This is a genomic window from Ruegeria sp. AB7 (assembly GCF_056542625.1).
This window is the reverse complement of sequence record NZ_JBQGAC010000001.1, coordinates 181,715-200,427: the sequence shown is the minus strand read 5'-3', so window position 1 is coordinate 200,427 and position 18,713 is coordinate 181,715. Positions and strand designations below refer to the sequence as shown.

At 57.3% G+C, this 18,713-nt stretch carries 18 protein-coding genes; 11 read left to right on the top strand and 7 right to left on the bottom strand.

The genetic code is table 11. The annotated features are described in order from the left end of the window. Positions 1 to 64 precede the first annotated feature (64 nt). Positions 65 to 493: an Lrp/AsnC family transcriptional regulator gene (locus ACR0EN_RS01040; RefSeq protein ID WP_170393340.1), complete on the bottom strand. Its 429-nt coding sequence runs from the start codon at positions 491 to 493 to the stop codon at positions 65 to 67. Between the two features lie 86 nt (positions 494 to 579). Here ACR0EN_RS01040 and rocF point away from each other — a divergent pair, with 86 nt between their 5' ends. The 3 genes from rocF to ACR0EN_RS01025 are packed head-to-tail and all read left to right on the top strand — an operon-like array spanning position 580 to position 3,470. After that, positions 580 to 1,500, top strand: coding sequence for an arginase (gene rocF, locus ACR0EN_RS01035; protein ID WP_170510398.1), 921 nt, complete (start codon positions 580 to 582; stop codon positions 1,498 to 1,500). Continuing rightward, positions 1,500 to 2,420: a citrulline utilization hydrolase CtlX gene (gene ctlX, locus ACR0EN_RS01030; RefSeq protein ID WP_480584813.1), complete on the top strand. Its 921-nt coding sequence runs from the start codon at positions 1,500 to 1,502 to the stop codon at positions 2,418 to 2,420. Before rocF ends, ctlX begins: the two co-directional genes overlap by 1 nt. 6 nt (positions 2,421 to 2,426) lie before the next feature. Beyond that, the gene (locus ACR0EN_RS01025) at positions 2,427 to 3,470 is read left to right on the top strand and encodes an ornithine cyclodeaminase (protein ID WP_304621968.1); all 1,044 of its coding nucleotides are present in this window, start codon (positions 2,427 to 2,429) and stop codon (positions 3,468 to 3,470) included. 50 nt (positions 3,471 to 3,520) lie between these two features. On the opposite strand, the gene ACR0EN_RS01020 is transcribed toward ACR0EN_RS01025, so the two are convergent. The 3 genes from ACR0EN_RS01020 to ACR0EN_RS01010 are packed head-to-tail and all read right to left on the bottom strand — an operon-like array spanning position 3,521 to position 6,633. Continuing rightward, positions 3,521 to 4,924 carry a TRAP transporter large permease gene (locus ACR0EN_RS01020; RefSeq protein WP_480584810.1) on the bottom strand — a complete coding sequence of 468 codons (1,404 nt, stop codon included), beginning with the start codon at positions 4,922 to 4,924 and terminating at the stop codon, positions 3,521 to 3,523. A gap of 3 nt (positions 4,925 to 4,927) precedes the next feature. Next, the gene (locus ACR0EN_RS01015; RefSeq protein ID WP_170393345.1) at positions 4,928 to 5,557 is read right to left on the bottom strand and encodes a TRAP transporter small permease subunit; all 630 of its coding nucleotides are present in this window, start codon (positions 5,555 to 5,557) and stop codon (positions 4,928 to 4,930) included. 59 nt (positions 5,558 to 5,616) lie between these two features. Next, positions 5,617 to 6,633 (bottom strand): C4-dicarboxylate TRAP transporter substrate-binding protein, encoded by a 1,017-nt coding sequence (locus ACR0EN_RS01010; protein WP_170393346.1) that lies wholly within the window; start codon positions 6,631 to 6,633, stop codon positions 5,617 to 5,619. A 408-nt stretch (positions 6,634 to 7,041) separates the two neighbouring features. Between ACR0EN_RS01010 and acs the strand changes: the two genes are divergently transcribed. The 8 genes from acs (at position 7,042) to ACR0EN_RS00970 (ending at position 16,434) form a co-directional block, all read left to right on the top strand. Next, positions 7,042 to 9,006, top strand: coding sequence for an acetate--CoA ligase (acs, locus tag ACR0EN_RS01005; RefSeq protein WP_170405196.1), 1,965 nt, complete (start codon positions 7,042 to 7,044; stop codon positions 9,004 to 9,006). A gap of 7 nt (positions 9,007 to 9,013) precedes the next feature. Then, positions 9,014 to 9,697, top strand: a complete 684-nt coding sequence (locus tag ACR0EN_RS01000; RefSeq protein WP_170731947.1) for an adenylate kinase — start codon at positions 9,014 to 9,016, stop codon at positions 9,695 to 9,697. A gap of 182 nt (positions 9,698 to 9,879) precedes the next feature. After that, positions 9,880 to 10,164 (top strand): DUF4212 domain-containing protein, encoded by a 285-nt coding sequence (locus ACR0EN_RS00995; protein WP_010439512.1) that lies wholly within the window; start codon positions 9,880 to 9,882, stop codon positions 10,162 to 10,164. A 5-nt stretch (positions 10,165 to 10,169) separates the two neighbouring features. Further along, positions 10,170 to 11,954, top strand: coding sequence for a sodium:solute symporter family protein (locus tag ACR0EN_RS00990; protein ID WP_170393349.1), 1,785 nt, complete (start codon positions 10,170 to 10,172; stop codon positions 11,952 to 11,954). Between the two features lie 108 nt (positions 11,955 to 12,062). Further along, on the top strand, positions 12,063 to 13,886 hold the full coding sequence (locus tag ACR0EN_RS00985; protein WP_480584806.1) for a DUF294 nucleotidyltransferase-like domain-containing protein: 1,824 nt from the start codon (positions 12,063 to 12,065) through the stop codon (positions 13,884 to 13,886). Positions 13,887 to 13,913: 27 nt separating this feature from the next. Beyond that, positions 13,914 to 14,432 carry a hypothetical protein gene (locus ACR0EN_RS00980; protein WP_170393351.1) on the top strand — a complete coding sequence of 173 codons (519 nt, stop codon included), beginning with the start codon at positions 13,914 to 13,916 and terminating at the stop codon, positions 14,430 to 14,432. Positions 14,433 to 14,434: 2 nt separating this feature from the next. Next, positions 14,435 to 15,847, top strand: a complete 1,413-nt coding sequence (locus tag ACR0EN_RS00975; RefSeq protein WP_480584803.1) for a 3'-5' exonuclease — start codon at positions 14,435 to 14,437, stop codon at positions 15,845 to 15,847. 86 nt (positions 15,848 to 15,933) lie between these two features. Then, the gene (locus ACR0EN_RS00970; protein WP_170421191.1) at positions 15,934 to 16,434 is read left to right on the top strand and encodes a flavin reductase family protein; all 501 of its coding nucleotides are present in this window, start codon (positions 15,934 to 15,936) and stop codon (positions 16,432 to 16,434) included. On the opposite strand, the gene ACR0EN_RS00965 is transcribed toward ACR0EN_RS00970, so the two are convergent. Genes ACR0EN_RS00965 through ACR0EN_RS00955 form a run of 3 tightly spaced genes read right to left on the bottom strand, consistent with a single transcriptional unit; the run spans position 16,431 to position 18,663 of the window. Continuing rightward, positions 16,431 to 16,910, bottom strand: coding sequence for a DUF6505 family protein (locus ACR0EN_RS00965; protein ID WP_170393354.1), 480 nt, complete (start codon positions 16,908 to 16,910; stop codon positions 16,431 to 16,433). The two genes, ACR0EN_RS00970 and ACR0EN_RS00965, sit on opposite strands and share 4 nt — an antisense overlap. After that, a complete protein-coding gene (locus ACR0EN_RS00960; protein ID WP_480584800.1) occupies positions 16,907 to 17,605 on the bottom strand; it encodes a biotin/lipoate--protein ligase family protein in 699 nt (232 codons plus the stop codon). The genes ACR0EN_RS00965 and ACR0EN_RS00960 overlap by 4 nt, the downstream gene beginning before the upstream one ends. Next, complete coding sequence (locus ACR0EN_RS00955; protein ID WP_480584798.1) at positions 17,602 to 18,663, bottom strand: Mrp/NBP35 family ATP-binding protein; 1,062 nt, start codon at positions 18,661 to 18,663, stop codon at positions 17,602 to 17,604. Before ACR0EN_RS00955 ends, ACR0EN_RS00960 begins: the two co-directional genes overlap by 4 nt. Positions 18,664 to 18,713 lie beyond the last annotated feature (50 nt).

Sequence of the window (18,713 nt, the reverse complement as noted above, 5' to 3'; positions counted from 1 at the left end):
CAGATCAGTGTCAATTCAAAGCTTTGCACGAATTTTCCATCCGGCAAAGGCCTAGGCCAACGCGTCACGAGCGTCCCTTGCGTGTCGAGAGCAACAGATTGGTCTCAGATCGTGTAACGCCCTCCATCCGACGGATCTGGAACAGGACTTCATCAAGCTCATCCAGTGTATCGGTTCCGATCTCTGCGATCAGATCCCAACTTCCATTGGTTGAGTGCACCGCCCGAACCTGACGCATCGCAGCGATCCGCGATCTGATCCGCTCGGTCCCGCGGCCTGCGATCTCAAGCATCATCAATCCACGAACAGGGCTTTCCGATACGCCCTGCCGTGTCACAACGGTAAAGCCGACGATTTCGCCAGACTGCTGAAGCCGCTTTAGTCGGCTGCGCACGGTTGTTCGGGTCACTCCGAGCAGTTCAGCCAGTTCCGACAACGATGCCCGAGCGTCCCTGTGCAGTGCGTTCAATAAGCGATTGTCCAGTTCGTCCATGCGTGATTACCAAATCGGAGTTAGCCAATTCACTTTGACCAATTTGATCTCTTTTCTCAATTCATATCGTATCGATAGATAGACTTATGAGCAAAATGAACATCATTCTCGCCGGAGCGCCGATGGATGCCGGCAAACACCGCCAAGGCTGTCGGATGGGTCCAGATGCCTATCGGGTCGCGGGTCTCGCCCAAGCGCTGTCAGATCTCGGGCATTCTGTGTCGGACATCGGTGACACGCGACCAGATGCCGTCGACATTTCGGAAGACACCCATCTGTTCTCTTTACCAGAATGCGTGGGCTGGACACAGGCGCTAAGCCGCACGGCTCAGGAAGCCGCGCTTGAAGGCCTTCCCATTTTCATGGGCGGTGATCACGCCCTGTCGATGGGCACAGTGGCAGGAATGGCGGCACATGCGGACCGTATCGGGCGCCCTCTGTTCGTGCTCTGGTTAGATGCACATAGTGATTTCCATACGCCCAGCAGTACGGCCAGCGGCAATTTGCATGGAACGCCGGTCGCTTATTTCACTGGCCAGTCAGGCTTTGACGCCTTTCCACCGCTGATATCGCCGATCCCAACGGATCGCGTCGGTATGATTGGTTTGCGCTCGGTCGATCCCGCCGAACGCGCGGCATTGGAAAAAGATCACGCGATGCTCGCCGATATGCGTAGCATCGACGAGCACGGGATCAAGGCACCCCTACTGGCCTTCCTTGATAAAGTACGCGCAGCAAACGGCATCCTGCATGTCTCGCTGGATGTAGATTTCCTTGACCCGTCGATCGCACCAGCCGTCGGCACCACTGTCCCCGGCGGTGCCACCGAACGTGAGGCCCATCTGGTCATGGAATTGCTGCATGAAAGCGGCCTTGTCTGTTCGCTGGACCTCGTCGAGCTGAACCCGTTCCTGGATGAGCGCGGCCGAACCGCAAAACTGATGGTCGATCTTGCAGCCTCGCTGATGGGTCGTCGCATCTTCGATCGCCCAACCCGGAGCTTCTGATGATTTCTCTTCAATCTCCTTCAGCTGTCGTGATGGTGCGCCCGCACGCATTTGCGTCGAATCCTGAAACCCGCGACGACAATGCATTTCAAACACTGGCAAATCGATCTGCTGCGGCGACGTCTGCTGCCGCGCGGGATGAGCATGACAAAGCAGTAGAACAGCTTCGCTCTGCTGGTGTGACCGTTCATGTGTTTGACGACGAAGGCGAACGTGACACACCCGACAGCGTGTTCCCAAACAACTGGTTTTCGACCCATCCAGGCGGTCATATCGCTGTTTATCCGATGTTCGTTCCATCGCGCAGACGCGAAAGACGCTCAGATGTAATTGAGTTACTGAAGCGGGAATATCGAGTGCAAGACGTCATCGACTATTCCGGCCTCGAACAGGACGACCTCGCGCTTGAGGGCACGGGCGCAATGGTTCTGGATCACGTGGGCCGTATTGCCTACACTGTTCGATCCAACCGCGCCGATCCGGTGTTGTTGGAGCGTTTCTGTACGCATTTCAACTATGAGCCGATTGCCTTTGATGCAAAGGACGCTGAAGGCCGTGATGTCTATCACACCAATGTTCTGATGGGGATCGGGACGCACTACGCGCTGATTTGTTTGGACATGATTTCCGACCCGGAACGCCGCGCAACAGTTCGGGCACGGCTGGAAGAATCTGGGCGGACTGTCATCGATCTGTCCCATGAGCAGATTGCAGATTTTGCAGGAAACGCGATTGAGCTTAGTGGCAATGATGGTCTTGTCCTGGCGTTGTCCAGCCGAGCGCTACAGGCTCTTACACCTGCTCAAGTCGCGATCATCGAAGCCAGTGCAACTCCGCTGCCGCTCTCAGTTCCCACAATTGAAACAGCCGGTGGATCCGTACGTTGTATGATCGCTGGTATCCATCTTTCTCGCCGATAGGAGTCTTTGATGCAACCTTCTGATAAGGCCCTCGTGCCGTTTGTATCCGTCGACAACATGATGCGTCTGGTCCACCACATCGGGGTCGAACAGATGATCACGCAGATTGCCGCGCAGATCGAATCCGATTTTAAACGCTGGGAGAGCTTTGACAAAACGCCCCGCATCCCGGCCCACTCACCACATGGGGTGATCGAACTGATGCCAACCTCGGATGGTGAGGCATACGGGTTCAAATACGTCAATGGGCATCCCAAGAACACGTCTGAGGGCCTGCAGACCGTGACCGCGTTTGGCCTGCTGGCTGATGTCTATACCGGGTACCCGACATTGTTGACCGAAATGACGATGTTGACTGCTTTGCGGACAGCGGCAACCTCTGCGCTGGTCGGCAAATATCTCGCGCCCAAATCCGCGACGACGATGGCGATGATTGGAAACGGCGCGCAATCCGAGTTCCAGTGCCTCGCCTTCAAAGCCATGTGCGGCATCGATACGGTCCGGCTCTACGACACAGACCCGAACGCGACGGCGAAATGTGCAGCCAATCTGCAGGGCAAAGGGCTGACGGTCGTGCCCTGCAAAACACCGGAGGACGCAATCGAAGGCGCTCAGATCATAACGACCTGCACCGCTGACAAGAAATACGCCACCATCCTGACCGACAACATGGTCGGCCCCGGTGTGCACATCAACGCCATTGGCGGTGATTGCCCCGGCAAAACCGAACTGCACCGCGATATCCTTCTGCGCTCGAATATCTTTGTAGAATACCCCGAGCAAACGCGGATCGAAGGTGAAATTCAAGCTCTGGAGAATGATCACCCTGTCACCGAGATGTGGGAAGTTATGACCGGACAAGCCACAGGGCGTACCGATGATCGACAGATCACGTTGTTCGACAGTGTCGGCTTCGCGATCGAGGACTTCTCGGCACTACGTTACATCAAAAGCGCGATTGAAGGCACTGATTTCTATGAGGCATTGGATATGCTGGCAGACCCTGACGACCCGCGGGATCTGTTCGGGATGTTGATGCGGGCAGGATAAAGAACCCGCACTTCTAAAACTGTGCCCCGGCCTTTGGCCGGGGCTTTTTCTTATCCCGCAAGCGATGGCAGGTAGAGAACAATCCCTGGAAAGGCCACCAGCAGTGCGATGGTAAGTGCATCGGCAATGAAGAACGGCGTTACACCCTTGAAGACATCCTGAACACTAAGATCGGGCCTCACGCCTGCGACAACAAAACAGTTTAGACCAATAGGAGGTGTGATCAGGCAGAACTCGGCCATTTTGACCACCAAGATACCAAACCAGATCGCACACATCGGCCCGGACATACCAAAGGCGCTGTCTGCTGCGCTGACGGCCTCGCCTCCGTTCAGGGCCATAACGGCGGGATACACAACCGGAAGTGTCAAAAGCAACATACCGATCGCATCCATGAACATGCCCAGCACTGCGTAGGCCAGCAGGATGCAAATGAGGATCAACATAGGCGACATTTCGAGCGAAGTGATCCAGTCGGAAAACGCCCCCGGCAGATCTGCGAAACCAAGAAAGCGCACGTAGATCAAAACACCCCAAATAATCGCGAAAATCATGGCGGTCAGTTTGGCGGTTTCAAGCAAGGCCGATTTGAATTCAGGCCAGCGCATGCCGTGGATCAGGGCAAAGCAGAACACGATGAAGGCCCCGATGGCCCCGCCCTCGGTCGGGGTGCCCCAAGCCTTGTCGCCGAAGGGGTTATAGACAAAGCAGATTATGATGAGGATCACCGCCACAATGGGCAGTGCGCCCGGAAGAGCAGCAAATCGTTGTTTCCAGGTAAACCCGGTGACCGGCGGTCCGACGGACTTGAAGATCACGGCGATACCGACGATCAGCAAGCCATAGATCACCGCCGAAAACGCGCCGGGGATGAAGCCTGCGAGCAGCAGTTTTCCCACATCCTGTTCGACAATAATGGCGTAAATCACAAGGATCGCGGATGGAGGGATTAGCGAGGCCAAGGTTCCGCCAGCGGCAACCACACCGGCGGCGAAACGTTTGTTATACCCGACGGCCAGCATTTCAGGGATGGCGATGCGCGCAAAGACGGCTGATGTGGCGACCGATGCACCTGATACGGCGGCGAAACCGGCGGTCGCAAAAATCGTTGAAACGGCCAACCCGCCAGGCACCCATGCCACCCAGCGTTTTGCCGCCTCAAACAAGGCGCGGGTCAGGCCAGCGTAGTAGGCTAGATAGCCGATCAGGATGAATGTTGGGATCAGGCTCAGCGTATGAGACGCCACCTTGGAATGTGGCACCTGGCCAGCCGTTTTGACGGCCACCGCCAGTGCCTTACCAAACCGCTCGGGATCATACCCAAACTTTGCCCAGAATATCCAAACAAGGCCAACCAACCCTGCCAGACCTGCAGCAAATGCCACCCGCATGCCAGTGACGACAAGAACCAACAGTCCGGCAGTGACCCAAAGGCCGATATCAATCGTGTCCATGGGTCAGTTACGTCCTTCGAATTGTTCGGCCTCGGCTGCAGCCTGTGCGGCGGCATCCTGTATCAGCGGTACGGCCACCGGTGCCTCGAGCCCCAGCATGAAGGCGCGTCCATAGCCCCAGACCTGCAAGATTAGCCGGGCGCACAGCACCGAAAAAGCAACGGGTGCCAGCAGCTTGGCTGGCCAAATAGGAATCCCGATATCAATTGAGCTGTCGCGACTCCACATCGGAGCGCCGAAGTCAAAGGACCGGTCAAAGTGGGACCAACTACCCCAAACAAGCGCCAGCATCAGCAGCAGTATCAACAGAACCGAGATCAGCTCGAACAACCACAGCGCCCGCCCTTTCAGACGCGAGATAACGATATCCATTCGGATATGCCCGCCATCACGTTGCACAAACGAGATACCCAGAAACGCGATCAGGGGCATCGCCTGTTCAATCCAGTCAACATATCCGGGCAAAGGCGCGTTTAAGGCGTTTCGGCCGCTGACTGACACAACAGCCAGCACCATGAGCCCGAAAACCGCGAAACCGCTGATCAGCGCCATAAAACGCTCTAGACGTAACAAACGGTGATCCAACCGGCTTAGAAGACTGCCATCCTCAAGCACCGTGGCATGTCCTGCCATCTCAGCATTCCTTTGATTGAAGGAGATGCCGGGTGCCTAATGACACCCGGCTGTGGCGATCAGTTACCGCCGCGCTGCTGTTGCAGCGTCGATTGCACAAGATCATAAAGATCCTGCGCAGGCAGACCCTGGGCGGTCATGTCTTCGATCCACTTCGCGCGAATAGGATCAGCGGCTTTGGCGCGAAACTCCTCAAGCACGGCATCGTCAATCTCGACCTTTTCAACGCCTTTCTCTGCCAGCACGCCATCCCACTTTTCAAGCAGTCCACCGTAGTTGGCCAGATAGTGATCGATAGCCTCATTAATCGAGCTGTCCAGCGCTTCGCGATGTTCGGCTGGCAGCGCTTCATAAGCGTCGATATTCACCACCACCGGACAGTTTACCGTTCCAGGATTCAGATTGGCCGTCCACCAGTCAGCTTCGTTGATCGTCCCGAATGACAAATGCGCATGCTGAGCGAAGGCCACGGTATCGACCACGCCAGATTCCATCGCATTGTAGGCTTCGGTCGCAGGCACGGACGTAGGTACGCCACCAACTGCTTCAAATGCTTGCCCCAAACCGCCAGTTGCGCGTACGCGCATACCGTCGAACTCGGCAAGCTCATCACGAGGGTCACCGGTACCAACAAGATTATATTGAGGCATCGGTGAAGTCATGATGATGCGCGCGTTCCACTGCGCCATCTCGTCCTTGACTGCTGGATGATCGTAGACTGCGTGGCTGACGGCCACCTCTTCATCCAATGTGTTTACGCCAAGGAAGGGCAGTTCCAAAACGGTGATCGCGCGGTTCTTATCGCGGTGATAGCCCGCACAGAACTGCGCCATCTCGAACGCGCCAATCTCGATTCCATCCAGGTTTTCCTTGGGCTTCGACAATCCGCCATAGCTAACATTGATGGTGAAATCGCCGCCGGTTTTTTCGTTCACCAGTTCAGCCAGTTTCTCAACATGCTCGGTAAATGCGCGGCGCTTACCCCAGACCGAGGCATTCCATTCGGTCGCGGCTGCTTCGGTGACAAACGCCACACTCAGGGCGGCAAAAGCCGCACCGCTCAACATCTTTTTCATAGTGGTATCTCCCTTAGTTGCGCCCCCTATCGGGATGCTTGATTGTGAAGCTAGCGCCAAGTCTAGAAGCTGCCAACCCCTGCGAGGAGAAGTGGTGTTATCGCCACCAGACTTCGAGATTAAAGTGAAGCTATCGGCCAAAGCCCCAGACACATGCCAATGAGCGCTGATGTCATTACAGCTATCTTATTGTTTTAAAATATATTTCATGCATAATTTCAGAGTTGTTTACAATATTAGTGCCGGAAATGAAATTTCTTTACAAAGAAATCCAAGGATTATGGCAATTTATTTATTTCTTTTCTGATCCCCGTATTATTCAACTTGGGGAGGAACCGGATCGACATTGCCTGATCGGCTGGCAAAATCGATCCCATGTAATCCAGTCCAGAGGGAGGAGCCTCAAAGATGACTACCGCTGCCCAGGCAGATGCCAAGACATATCCGCCATCCGCAGAAACTGTCGCCCGTGCGCATGTCGACGCCGACAAATACGCAGATATGTACGCTGCGTCGATCAACAACCCCGAAGCATTCTGGGATGAGCAAGGCAAGCGCGTTGACTGGATCAAGCCTTATACTCAGGTCAAAGACGTCAGCTATGATTTTGGTTCGGTTGGTATCAACTGGTATGCGGACGGCACGCTAAACGTCTCGGCCAACTGTCTTGACCGTCATTTGAATACGCGCGGCGATCAGACCGCGATCATCTGGGAACCGGATGATCCAAACGACGAAGCTCAGCACATTACCTACGCCGAACTGCACCGTCGCACCTGCCGCATGGCCAATATTCTCGAGTCGATGGGCGTGCGCAAAGGTGACCGCGTTGTGATCTATCTGCCGATGATCCCTGAAGCAGCCTATGCGATGCTGGCTTGTGCACGGATCGGAGCAATCCATTCGATTGTATTTGCTGGGTTTTCACCCGATGCGTTGGCAGCCCGAGTCAACGGATGTGATGCCAAGGTCGTCATCACTGCCGATGAGGCACCACGTGGTGGCCGCAAGACTCCGCTGAAGTCCAACGCAGACGCGGCCCTGCTGCACTGCAAAGACAGCGTGAAATGTCTGGTGGTCAAACGCACCGGTGGGCAGACCACTTGGATTGATGGCCGCGACTATGATTACAACGAAATGGCGCTTGAAGCGGATGACTATTGCGCACCCGCCGAGATGAATGCCGAAGATCCGCTGTTCATTCTCTATACTTCCGGTTCGACCGGTCAGCCCAAAGGTGTCGTCCATACGACCGGCGGTTATCTGGTCTATGCCGCGATGACGCATGAGATCACATTCGACTACCATGAAGGCGACGTCTACTGGTGCACCGCCGATGTCGGCTGGGTCACCGGCCACAGCTATATCGTCTACGGTCCACTGGCCAACGGCGCGACCACACTGATGTTCGAAGGCGTGCCGACCTATCCGGATGCATCACGCTTCTGGCAGGTGTGCGAAAAGCACAAGGTGAACCAGTTCTACACCGCTCCGACGGCAATTCGCGCTCTGATGGGTCAGGGTACCGAGTTCGTCGAGAAATGCGACCTGAGCGATCTCCGGACGCTGGGCACAGTCGGCGAGCCGATCAACCCGGAAGCCTGGAACTGGTACAATGAAGTTGTTGGCAAAGGTAAATGCCCGATTGTTGACACCTGGTGGCAGACCGAAACCGGCGGTCACCTGATGACCCCCCTGCCCGGTGCGCATGCGATGAAGCCGGGCTCGGCGATGAAACCGTTCTTCGGCATCCAGCCGGTGGTTTTGGACCCGCAATCCGGTGTTGAGATCGAGGGAAATGGCGTTGAGGGTGTTCTGTGCATCAAAGACAGCTGGCCCGGTCAGATGCGCACCGTCTGGGGCGATCATGAGCGGTTCGAGAAGACCTATTTCTCGGACTACAAAGGCTACTACTTCACCGGCGATGGCTGCCGTCGCGATGAGGATGGCGATTACTGGATCACTGGCCGCGTCGATGATGTAATCAACGTCTCCGGCCACCGGATGGGCACGGCCGAGGTGGAAAGCGCGCTGGTCGCCCATGCCGCCGTCGCCGAGGCCGCTGTGGTTGGTTACCCCCATGAAATCAAAGGGCAAGGCATCTATTGCTATGTCACTTTGATGAATGACCGCGAGCCGTCGGATGAGCTGCTGAAAGAGCTGCGCACCTGGGTCCGGACCGAGATCGGCCCGATTGCCTCGCCTGATGTGATCCAGTGGGCCCCCGGCCTGCCCAAGACTCGCTCGGGCAAGATCATGCGCCGAATTCTGCGCAAGATTGCCGAGAACGACTTTGGTTCGCTTGGCGATACGTCGACCCTGGCCGATCCGTCAGTGGTCGAAGACCTGATCGAAAACCGGGCAAACAAGTGAGGATGTGATGGACGCTGCCACGACCATATCCCCCGCTGTTCTGATCCTTCTCGGCCCTCCGGGCGCCGGGAAGGGTACGCAGGCTCGTATGCTTGAAGAGAAGTTCGGGCTTGTACAACTCAGCACCGGTGATCTGCTGCGTGACGCGGTCGCCGCAGGTACCGAGGCTGGTAATGCTGCCAAAGCGGTTATGGAGGCAGGCGATCTTGTCAGCGACGGCATCGTCATCGCGATCCTGCGCGACCGCATGGCGGAACCGGACTGCGCCAAGGGCGTCATACTGGATGGTTTCCCTCGGACCACAGTCCAGGCCGAGGCTCTTGATGGTCTGCTCGCGTCTTCAGATCAGAAGATCAACGCGGCCATCAGCCTTGAAGTTGAAGACGCCGAGATGGTGACGCGGATTTCGGGTCGTTACACCTGCGCCGGATGCGGTGAGGGCTATCACGACACGTACAAGCAGCCCGTCGAAAACGGCAAATGCGACAAGTGCGGACACACAGAATTCAAGCGCCGCGCCGATGACAATGCTGAGACGGTTGCCTCACGGCTTGCTGCCTACCACGCGCAAACCGCACCATTGATTGACTACTATCAAGCCCAAGGTGTGCTGAAAGGCATCGATGCCATGGGTCAGATCGACGACATCGCGCAAGACCTTCAAGGGATTGTCGGCGAGGTCATGAAATAAGGGGAGGAGATAAGCCCTAGGGCTTTGATCCTAAATCAGAATACTTCAATGGACCCGCCTTGGCGGACCAGAGAAGTTATGCCTGACGTCACGGGGCGTTTGGCACAACCGAGAAGCGGCCCACCGCACTGGAGGAGTTGGGCAATGGGCCGCCAATGAGGGAAGCGAAGGAGGAACCCGCGATGGCGGATCATTCAACAAACTCCGCGCAGACTGCCGAAGCCGACAAGGGCTATTGGCAGGCCAACCTGCGCCTCATCTACATCAGCCTCGCGATTTGGGCGCTGGTGTCGTTTGGATTCGGCATTCTGCTGCGTCCGCTGCTGTCCGGCATCGCCGTTGGCGGTACAGATCTGGGCTTTTGGTTCGCTCAGCAAGGATCGATTCTGGTCTTTCTGGTGCTGATCTTCAACTACGCCTGGCGCATGAACAAGCTCGACGCTGAACACGGCGTGGACGAGGAGTAATCGGCATGGATCAGTTTACCATCAACCTGCTGTTTGTGGGCGCGTCTTTTGCGCTTTACATCGGCATCGCGATCTGGGCCCGTGCGGGTTCCACATCGGAATTCTATGCCGCCGGTCGCGGCGTTCACCCGGTCACCAACGGTATGGCGACAGCAGCGGACTGGATGTCTGCGGCCTCGTTCATCTCGATGGCGGGTCTGATTGCCTTTACCGGCTATGACAACTCGACCTTCCTGATGGGTTGGACCGGTGGCTACGTGCTGCTGGCTCTGCTGCTTGCTCCTTACCTGCGTAAGTTCGGCAAGTTCACCGTGTCGGAATTCATCGGCGACCGTTTCTACAGCCAGACCGCACGTATCGTGGCGGTTATCTGTCTGATCGTTGCGTCGGTGACCTACGTGATCGGTCAGATGACCGGTGTTGGCGTGGCCTTTGGCCGCTTCCTCGAAGTGTCCAACACTACAGGTCTGCTGATCGGCGCCGGCGTTGTGTTTGCCTACGCAGTGTTTGGTGGGATGAAGGGCGTGACCTACACTCAGGTCGCTCAGTACTGCGTGCTGATCACCGCTTATACCATCCCGGCCATCTTTATCTCGCTGCAGCTGACCGGCACGCCTGTTCCGGCGCTGGGTCTGTTTGGTGACACCGCCAGCGGTGAACCCCTGCTGACCAAGCTGGACGCCATCGTGACCGAGTTGGGCTTCAACGACTACACGGCCCACCACTCGAATACGCTGAACATGGTGCTGTTCACCCTGTCGCTGATGATCGGTACAGCTGGTCTGCCGCACGTCATCATGCGCTTCTTCACCGTTCCCAAAGTGTCTGACGCACGTTGGTCGGCAGGCTGGGCGCTGGTCTTCATCGCTCTGCTGTACCTGACGGCTCCTGCTGTTGGTGCAATGGCGCGCCTGAACATCACCGACATGATGTGGCCCAATGGTGGCATCGAAGGTGGCGCTGTTTCGGTCGAAGAAATCGACAACGATCCGCGTTATGACTGGATGGCCACGTGGCAGAAAACCGGTCTGCTGGATTGGGAAGACAAGAACGGCGACGGCAAAATCCAGTACTACAACGACAAGTCGGAAGCCATGACCGCGATCGCGGAAGAAAAGGGCTGGGTTGGTAACGAACTGACCAAGTTCAACCGCGACATCCTGGTTCTGGCCAATCCTGAGATTGCCAACTTGCCAGGTTGGGTGATTGGTCTGGTCGCTGCTGGTGGTCTTGCGGCTGCTCTGTCAACCGCTGCGGGCCTGCTGCTGGCGATCTCGTCGGCTGTGTCCCATGACCTTGTCAAAGGTGCAATCAACCCGTCGATCTCTGAAAAGGGTGAACTTCTGGCGGCACGGATTGCCATGGCTGTAGCCATCGTCGTTGCAACCTATCTGGGTCTCAACCCTCCGGGCTTTGCGGCACAAACCGTGGCCTTGGCCTTTGGTCTGGCAGCAGCCTCGATCTTCCCGGCGCTGATGATGGGGATCTTCTCGACCCGCATCAACAACACCGGCGCGGTTGCAGGTATGCTGGCTGGTCTGACCGTAACCCTGGTCTACATCTTCCTGCATAAGGGCTGGCTGTTCATTCCGGGCACCAACTCGTTCACCGATGCTGATCCGCTTCTGGGTCCGATCAAGTCGACCTCGTTCGGCGCCATCGGTGCGATGATCAACTTCGGCGTTGCCTACGTCGTTGCCGGTATGACCAAAGAGACTCCGCAGGAGATCAAAGATATGGTCGAAAGCATTCGCATTCCCCGTGGTGCGGGCGCAGCTCAGGATCACTGAGTGTGATGCGGTCGGCGGCTCTTGTCTTCGATCGCATCTTTCGACTTACTGTTCCCGCCCGGCACACCACCGGGCGGGATTTTTTATTCGGAACTCCGGAGAGCGTAAATGCCCCTGTCCCATGACGAAATCACCCGGTTTCTGAAGTCTGTACACCCCTATGACTCGTTGCCCCATGATGCTTTGGACGATCTGGCCAAGCAGATCGAAGTGCGCGAAGTCGATGCCGATGGCAGCATTTACCAGCTGGGCAACGCTCTGCCCGGCGTCTTTGTGATCTATGAAGGACAGGTAGAAATTACCGATGAAAACGGCGCTGTCGTTTCGCATCTGGGATTGCGCAATTCTTTTGGTGAGCGCGGATTGCTGAAGGACGGCAAAGCCGCCACACATGCGCGCGCGCACACGCCGTCAGTGTTGATCGTGTTGCCGCCAGACCTTGTGAAAAACCTGATCGAAGGTCACGATGTGGTGTCCAAGTTCTTTAACCGTTCACGCGGTGGGCGGAGCGGACCGCAAAGCCTGGCTACCAGTGCAATTGACGTGCTGATGGCTCGTGACCCTGCCACCTGCCCGCCCGATACTCCGGTTCAAAACGCCGCGCAGATCATGCGCGACCGCCATATCTCATCGCTTTGCGTGACCGAAGGGGACAGATTGTTGGGTATCGCAACCCTCCGCGATATTTCCGGCAAATACGTCGCCGAGGCGATGCCCGCTGACACCGCGGTTTCGGCGATCATGACCGCCGATCCAATCATTCTTGCCCCGACAGATATCGGCTCGGACGTATTACACGTGATGATGGAACGTGGCATCGGTCATATTCCAATTTCCGAGGCCGGTAAGCTGGTCGGAATCGTAACCCAAACCGACCTCACCCGCTATCAGGCGGTCAATTCTGCCGAGTTGGTAGGACGAATTGCCCGCGCCGACAGCCCGCAAGAGATGGCTCAAGTCAACGCTGAGATACCACAACTGCTGGTCCAACTCGTAGCGGGCGGCAACCGGCACGAGATCGTTACACGGCTGATCACCGACATCGCAGACACTGCGACGCGGCGGTTGCTGGCACTGGCTGAGGCTGAACTGGGTGCGCCGCCAGTGCCCTACTTGTGGCTTGCTTGCGGCTCGCAAGGACGGCAGGAACAGACCGGAGTTTCTGATCAGGACAATTGCCTGATGCTAGATGACAGTGTGGCGGTCGGTGATATGGCCTACTTCGCTGCGCTGGCCAAATTCGTCTCAGACGGGCTGGATACCTGCGGTTATTTCTATTGCCCCGGTGACATGATGGCGACCAACCCTCGCTGGTGCCAGCCCGTGCGTGTCTGGCGCGAGTATTTCAATGGCTGGATTGCCAAACCCAACCCTGAGGCGCAAATGCTGGCCTCGGTGATGTTTGACCTGCGGCCCATCGGAGGGTCCTTCGATCTGTTCACCGACCTGCAGGCCGATACGCTGGCGGCAGCCAATGCGAATTCGATCTTTGTCGCGCATATGATTTCGAACTCACTGAAACACACGCCTCCTCTGGGCCTGCTGCGTGGATTCGCCACCATACGTTCGGGTGAGCATCGCAATACGCTCGACCTCAAGCATAATGGCGTGGTGCCTGTCGTGGATCTGGCACGCATCTACAGCCTGCAGGGACAATTAACCGAAGCGAACACCCGCGCCCGTCTTAGCGCCGCCGAGGCTGCGGGTGTGCTCAGCGCGTCCGGCGCACGCGATTTACTGGACGCATATGACCTGATCGCTGAGACCCGATTGGAACATCAAGTGCGTCTGGTCAAATCCGGGGATGCACCGGACAATTACCTACCACCCGCTGAATTGTCGGACTTTGAGCGAAGTCATCTCCGCGATGCCTTTGTCGTGGTAAAAACCATGCAATCAGCGGTTGGCCATGGCAAAGGAATGCTGGGTTAAGAAACTGGAAATGAACGGAGAAATCACATGTTTCTGGAACTGATCGGCACGATTTTTGCAGGCTTTGCCTTTGCGGGTGTCGTGATGGTGGTGAACAAGCTGACCGGGGGCCGCTTGCCCAAATGGGCCGCGCCGGTTGCGGCAGGTGCGGGGATGATCGGTATGACGATTACCAGCGAGTATTCTTGGTATGACCGTACGCGCGACCAACTGCCCGACAGCCTCACCATCGTGCAGGAGGTGGAAAGCCGCGCCTTCTATCGTCCATGGACGTATGCCGTGCCCTTTGTCGACCGCTTTGCTGCAATCGACGCCACATCGGTACGCACAAATGCCAATTTGCCGGACGAGCGTCTGGTCGATCTTTACTTCTTTGGACGCTGGGCACCGGTCTCGAAGATGCCGGTCGCTGTAAACTGCGCCGAAAACAGCCGCGCCAACCTGGCAGACGGGGCCGAATTCGCCGATGACGGACGTTTGCTGAACGCCAGCTGGATCAAGATCGACGCTGAAGATCCGGTAATCGAGGCAACCTGCGGGGTCTGACTATGTTGAACCATCTGAGCCTGCGCCTGAGGGTGTTCCTGTTCTTCCTATTACTTGCGGCAGGAGGGCTGATCATCAGCACCCTGGCTTTGTGGGTCGGTTATCAGAGGGCAAGTGATCCCGCGCTTATGGATGCGTTCATCTTCGCAGAGATACTGATCGCGTTTGGAATGTTGGCGCTGGTTGCCGGAGTCTGGCTTCTTTTTGATGATAACGTTGCAAAACCAATCGAGCGGCTCTCGGCCCAACTCCGGGCGCGCGCACACGCCGGGGTCAGCACGGATCTGGACCTTCAAGCGGCGCGCTATTTGGGCGATCTGGCTCCCGCCGCCGCTGGACTGGCCGAACAACTGGCTGCCAACGCCATGACCACGGCTGAGGCCGTGGCCGCGGAAACGGCCCATCTGGCATCGGAAAAACAGCGTCTCACCGCGCTGCTGACCGAGATCCCGGTTGCAATGCTTTTGGCCGGGCCGAAGCATCAGATCGTTCTATATGACGCGCAGGCGGCTGAGGTTCTGGCACAGATCGCACATCCTCGGCTAAACGCCTCGCTTTTTGACTACCTCGAAGCGACCGGTCTGACGGATTCCTACGCGAAGCTGATCAAAACCGGGAAAGACGTCCATTGCACACTAACCAGTGTTGATGGGCGGCAATCCTATTCTGCCCGTATGAAACCATTGGGCGATGCCCCCGGTTACATGCTGGTCTTCGATGACAGTGCCGCGCAAATCGAACCCGACGCGGCCCGCCCTCTGGTTTACGATTTCGAACTTCTCGACACACCCGGTGACGACGCGTTTGAAGATAGACCCCTGTTGGACCTCTGCTTCGTAGTCTTTGACACCGAAACCACGGGCCTGCTCCCGCATAAGGATGAGATCGTACAGATCGGTGCGGTGCGCGTCGTAAAGGGTAAGATCGTCGAAGGCGAACGGCTTGATACCCTGGTCGACCCCGGCATCCCGATCCCCCCAGCCTCAACCAAAGTGCATAAGGTCAGCGACCGGATGGTTCAGGGTGCGCCTGATATTGCCCAGGCCGGTCGCAGCTTTCACCAATTTGCCCGGGATGCCGTCATTGTTGCCCATAACGCACCATTCGACATGGCTTTCCTGCGCCGCCATGCCGAGCGTATGGGGGTGGAATGGAGCCACCCCATTCTGGATACGGTCCTGCTGTCGGCGGTGCTGTTCGGGGCAAGCGAAACGCATACGCTGGACGCGGTCTGCGAGCGGTTAGGCATAACGATCCCGGAAGCCTTGCGTCACACGGCCTTGGGTGATGCCGTCGCGACCGCCGAAGTGCTGGTTCGGATGCTACCGATGCTTACGGCCCGTAATTTGGTGACCTTTGGCGACGTCATCACCGAGACTCGCAAACACGGACGGTTGCTTGAAGACCTGAACTGACCAGAAATTCCTAAAATCACCGCAGCTTTCCGTGGACAATCCCGGCGTCGCGTGGCACCTGAGACAGGCCCATGTACGAGCGCGCGATGACGGAAAAAACTTTCATTCCCAGCCCCGAGCAAAGCCTTGCCTTTCGCGAGGCCTTGGGCTGTTTCGGCACCGGCGTCACCGTTGTGACCACAAATACCTCCGAGGGCCCTGCAGCAATCACGGTGAACTCATTTGCGTCTGTATCGCTGGACCCGCCGCTGGTCCTGTGGTGTCTTGATCGGGGCTCGAACCGGTACGACGCGTTCCACAACTGCGAACATTACGCGATCCATGTAATGGCGCAGGACCAGCACGACCAAGCATTGCAATTCGCGCGAAACGGGTTCGATTTTTCCCATGCGGATTGGCAGGAGGATGACGCCGGGCGCCCCCGACTTGCGGAATGCCTCGCCCGCTTCGATTGCCGCCTGTCGGCCCGTCATGAGGCAGGTGACCACCTGATCCTTGTTGGTCATGTTGAACAGGTCATGCATCGCCCAGGTCAGGGGCTGATCTTCAAGCGCGGACAATTCGGCGGCTTCGCCGATCTGATCTAATCGTCCAGCGAGCCGTGGACGGCCAACGCTTCAAGTTGCGTCTCTTGCGGGGTGATCACTCGGAATGCCTCGTGCACCCCTGCCCCCGTCAGCTCTCGGGCGACGGTCAGCAATGTGTTCGGGGCATGATCTTCGCACAGCTCGGACATATGTGAGACTTCGGCCTGCGCCACTTCTAACGCGGCTTCAACCGAAGGCGCGCCGTAGAATTGCACGAAATGCTCGGCCAGATATTGCGTGATCTGGTCAATCTCGGCCTGCTCGACTTGTGTGACGGCAACAAATGTAACGCGCCCGAAGGTTTCAAGCCCCAGCCATCCATTGGCAAAGGCCTGACGCGCCTTGCCTTCCAGATCAGCCTCACTCCAGTTCGAAAACTCGAATCCGCCCGAGATGCACCATTCACCGGTTCTTGCGGGTGAATGAAACACGTTCATATCGCTTTCATCAAAATGGATAGCACGGGCGAGTTTCATCTGGCGGTCTCCAATAATTCTGTCAGCGGGCGTAAATGTGTGTCCGCGCCGTCGCGGATCAGCATACCGAAGCGCTCGTCGGTGCCCAGAAAGACACCCCCTTCTCCAATAGGTTCTCCGACACCGCGCAGCAGCCCCATCCACTCAGCGTGAATCGGCGCGTTACCGTCCTCGGTCCAGCGGTTCAACCAGGTCAACATGTGACGCGACCAACTCTCGACCAACTGCGTCGCAGAAACCTCGGCGCATCCTTCATCATAGAGCGAGGTAACATCCGGTGTTTCCCCTGGTGCATCGCTGGTTTGAAGCAAGGCCAGTTCCCAACCAACGATCAGCCAATCGGGAACCTCATCCACCTCGGCAGACGACGCTGCAACTTTTATTGCCCCACAATTTGCACCGTTTACACAGATCAGCCCATCCCAACCCAAGTGCACCGCGACCTCGGGTGGGGCCAGCGCGCCCAGCGCATTCTGGAACCCGACAGCACAAAGCGGCAGCATCGCCATAGCATCCCGCAACGGAACCTCGGGCGCGAATACTATCGCAACGCGCAGACGATCCGCCTGAATATTGTGGACCACAGTTCCCGCGTCACAGCCCAGCGCTGCCATCGCCTGGGCACGCTCGAACGGGTCTTCGCCAGCCTTGGCAGGTTGCCCTTTGAGCAATGGGGGAAAGACCGGCTGGGTCACGCTTTGCCCTTGGCAATCATGTCGCGGGCGATCTTGCGGAAGGCTTCGGCTTGCGGGCTGTCAGGTTTGCTGACAACGATGGGAGCACCCCCGTCGGCGGCAACTCGGATATCCAGATGCAGCGGAATTTCCCCCAGCAATGGCACGCCCACCGCCTCGGCTTCTGAGGCAACACCGCCATGGCCAAAGACATGTTCTTCGTGTCCGCAATTCGAGCAAATATGCGTCGACATGTTTTCGATCATCCCAACAATGGGCGTCTTGAGCTGGTTGAACATATCGATCCCCTTGCGGGCGTCGATCAAAGCAACATCCTGTGGGGTTGAGACGACAATGGCTCCATCCACCTGAAACTTTTGGCTCAGCGTCAGTTGCACATCGCCGGTTCCGGGGGGCAGATCAACGATCAACACATCCAATGCGCCCCATTGCACCTGACTCATCATCTGCTGCAAGGCGCCCATCAGCATGGGGCCGCGCCAGACAACCGCCTGCCCTTCGTTGGTCATTAACCCCATCGACATCATGGTGACACCGTGATTGCGCAGCGGCAGGATCGTCTTACCATCTGGGCTGGCCGGTCGCCCCGACACACCCAGCATCCGGGGTTGTGAAGGGCCATATACGTCTGCGTCCAACAGGCCTACGCGACGGCCTTCAGCAGCCAGCGCGCAGGCAAGGTTGGCCGACACGGTGGACTTGCCCACGCCACCCTTGCCCGACGCAATCGCGATGATCCGGTCCACACCGGGAACGGCCTGCGGTCCGGTTTGCGAGGGCTTTGGCTTGGGCTTCAAATCAGGCGGCGCCTTGTCCGAATGCGCGGTCAACATTGCCGAGACCTTGGAAACACCATCAACCATCTGCGCCGCCTGTTCGGCTGTGGCGCGTACGGGCTCCATCTCCTCGGCCTGTTTGGGATCGATCTCCAGCACAAACCGAACGGTATCGCCTTCAACATTCAATGCACGCACGATACCCGCGCTCACAATATCCTGACCAGAAACCGGATCGGTAATCTTCTTTAAGTTCGCTAGAACTGCATCACGGATGCTCATGCCGTCTTCCCCTTGATCCGCCCCACGCTGGGCGCCTTGCGTATCGACAG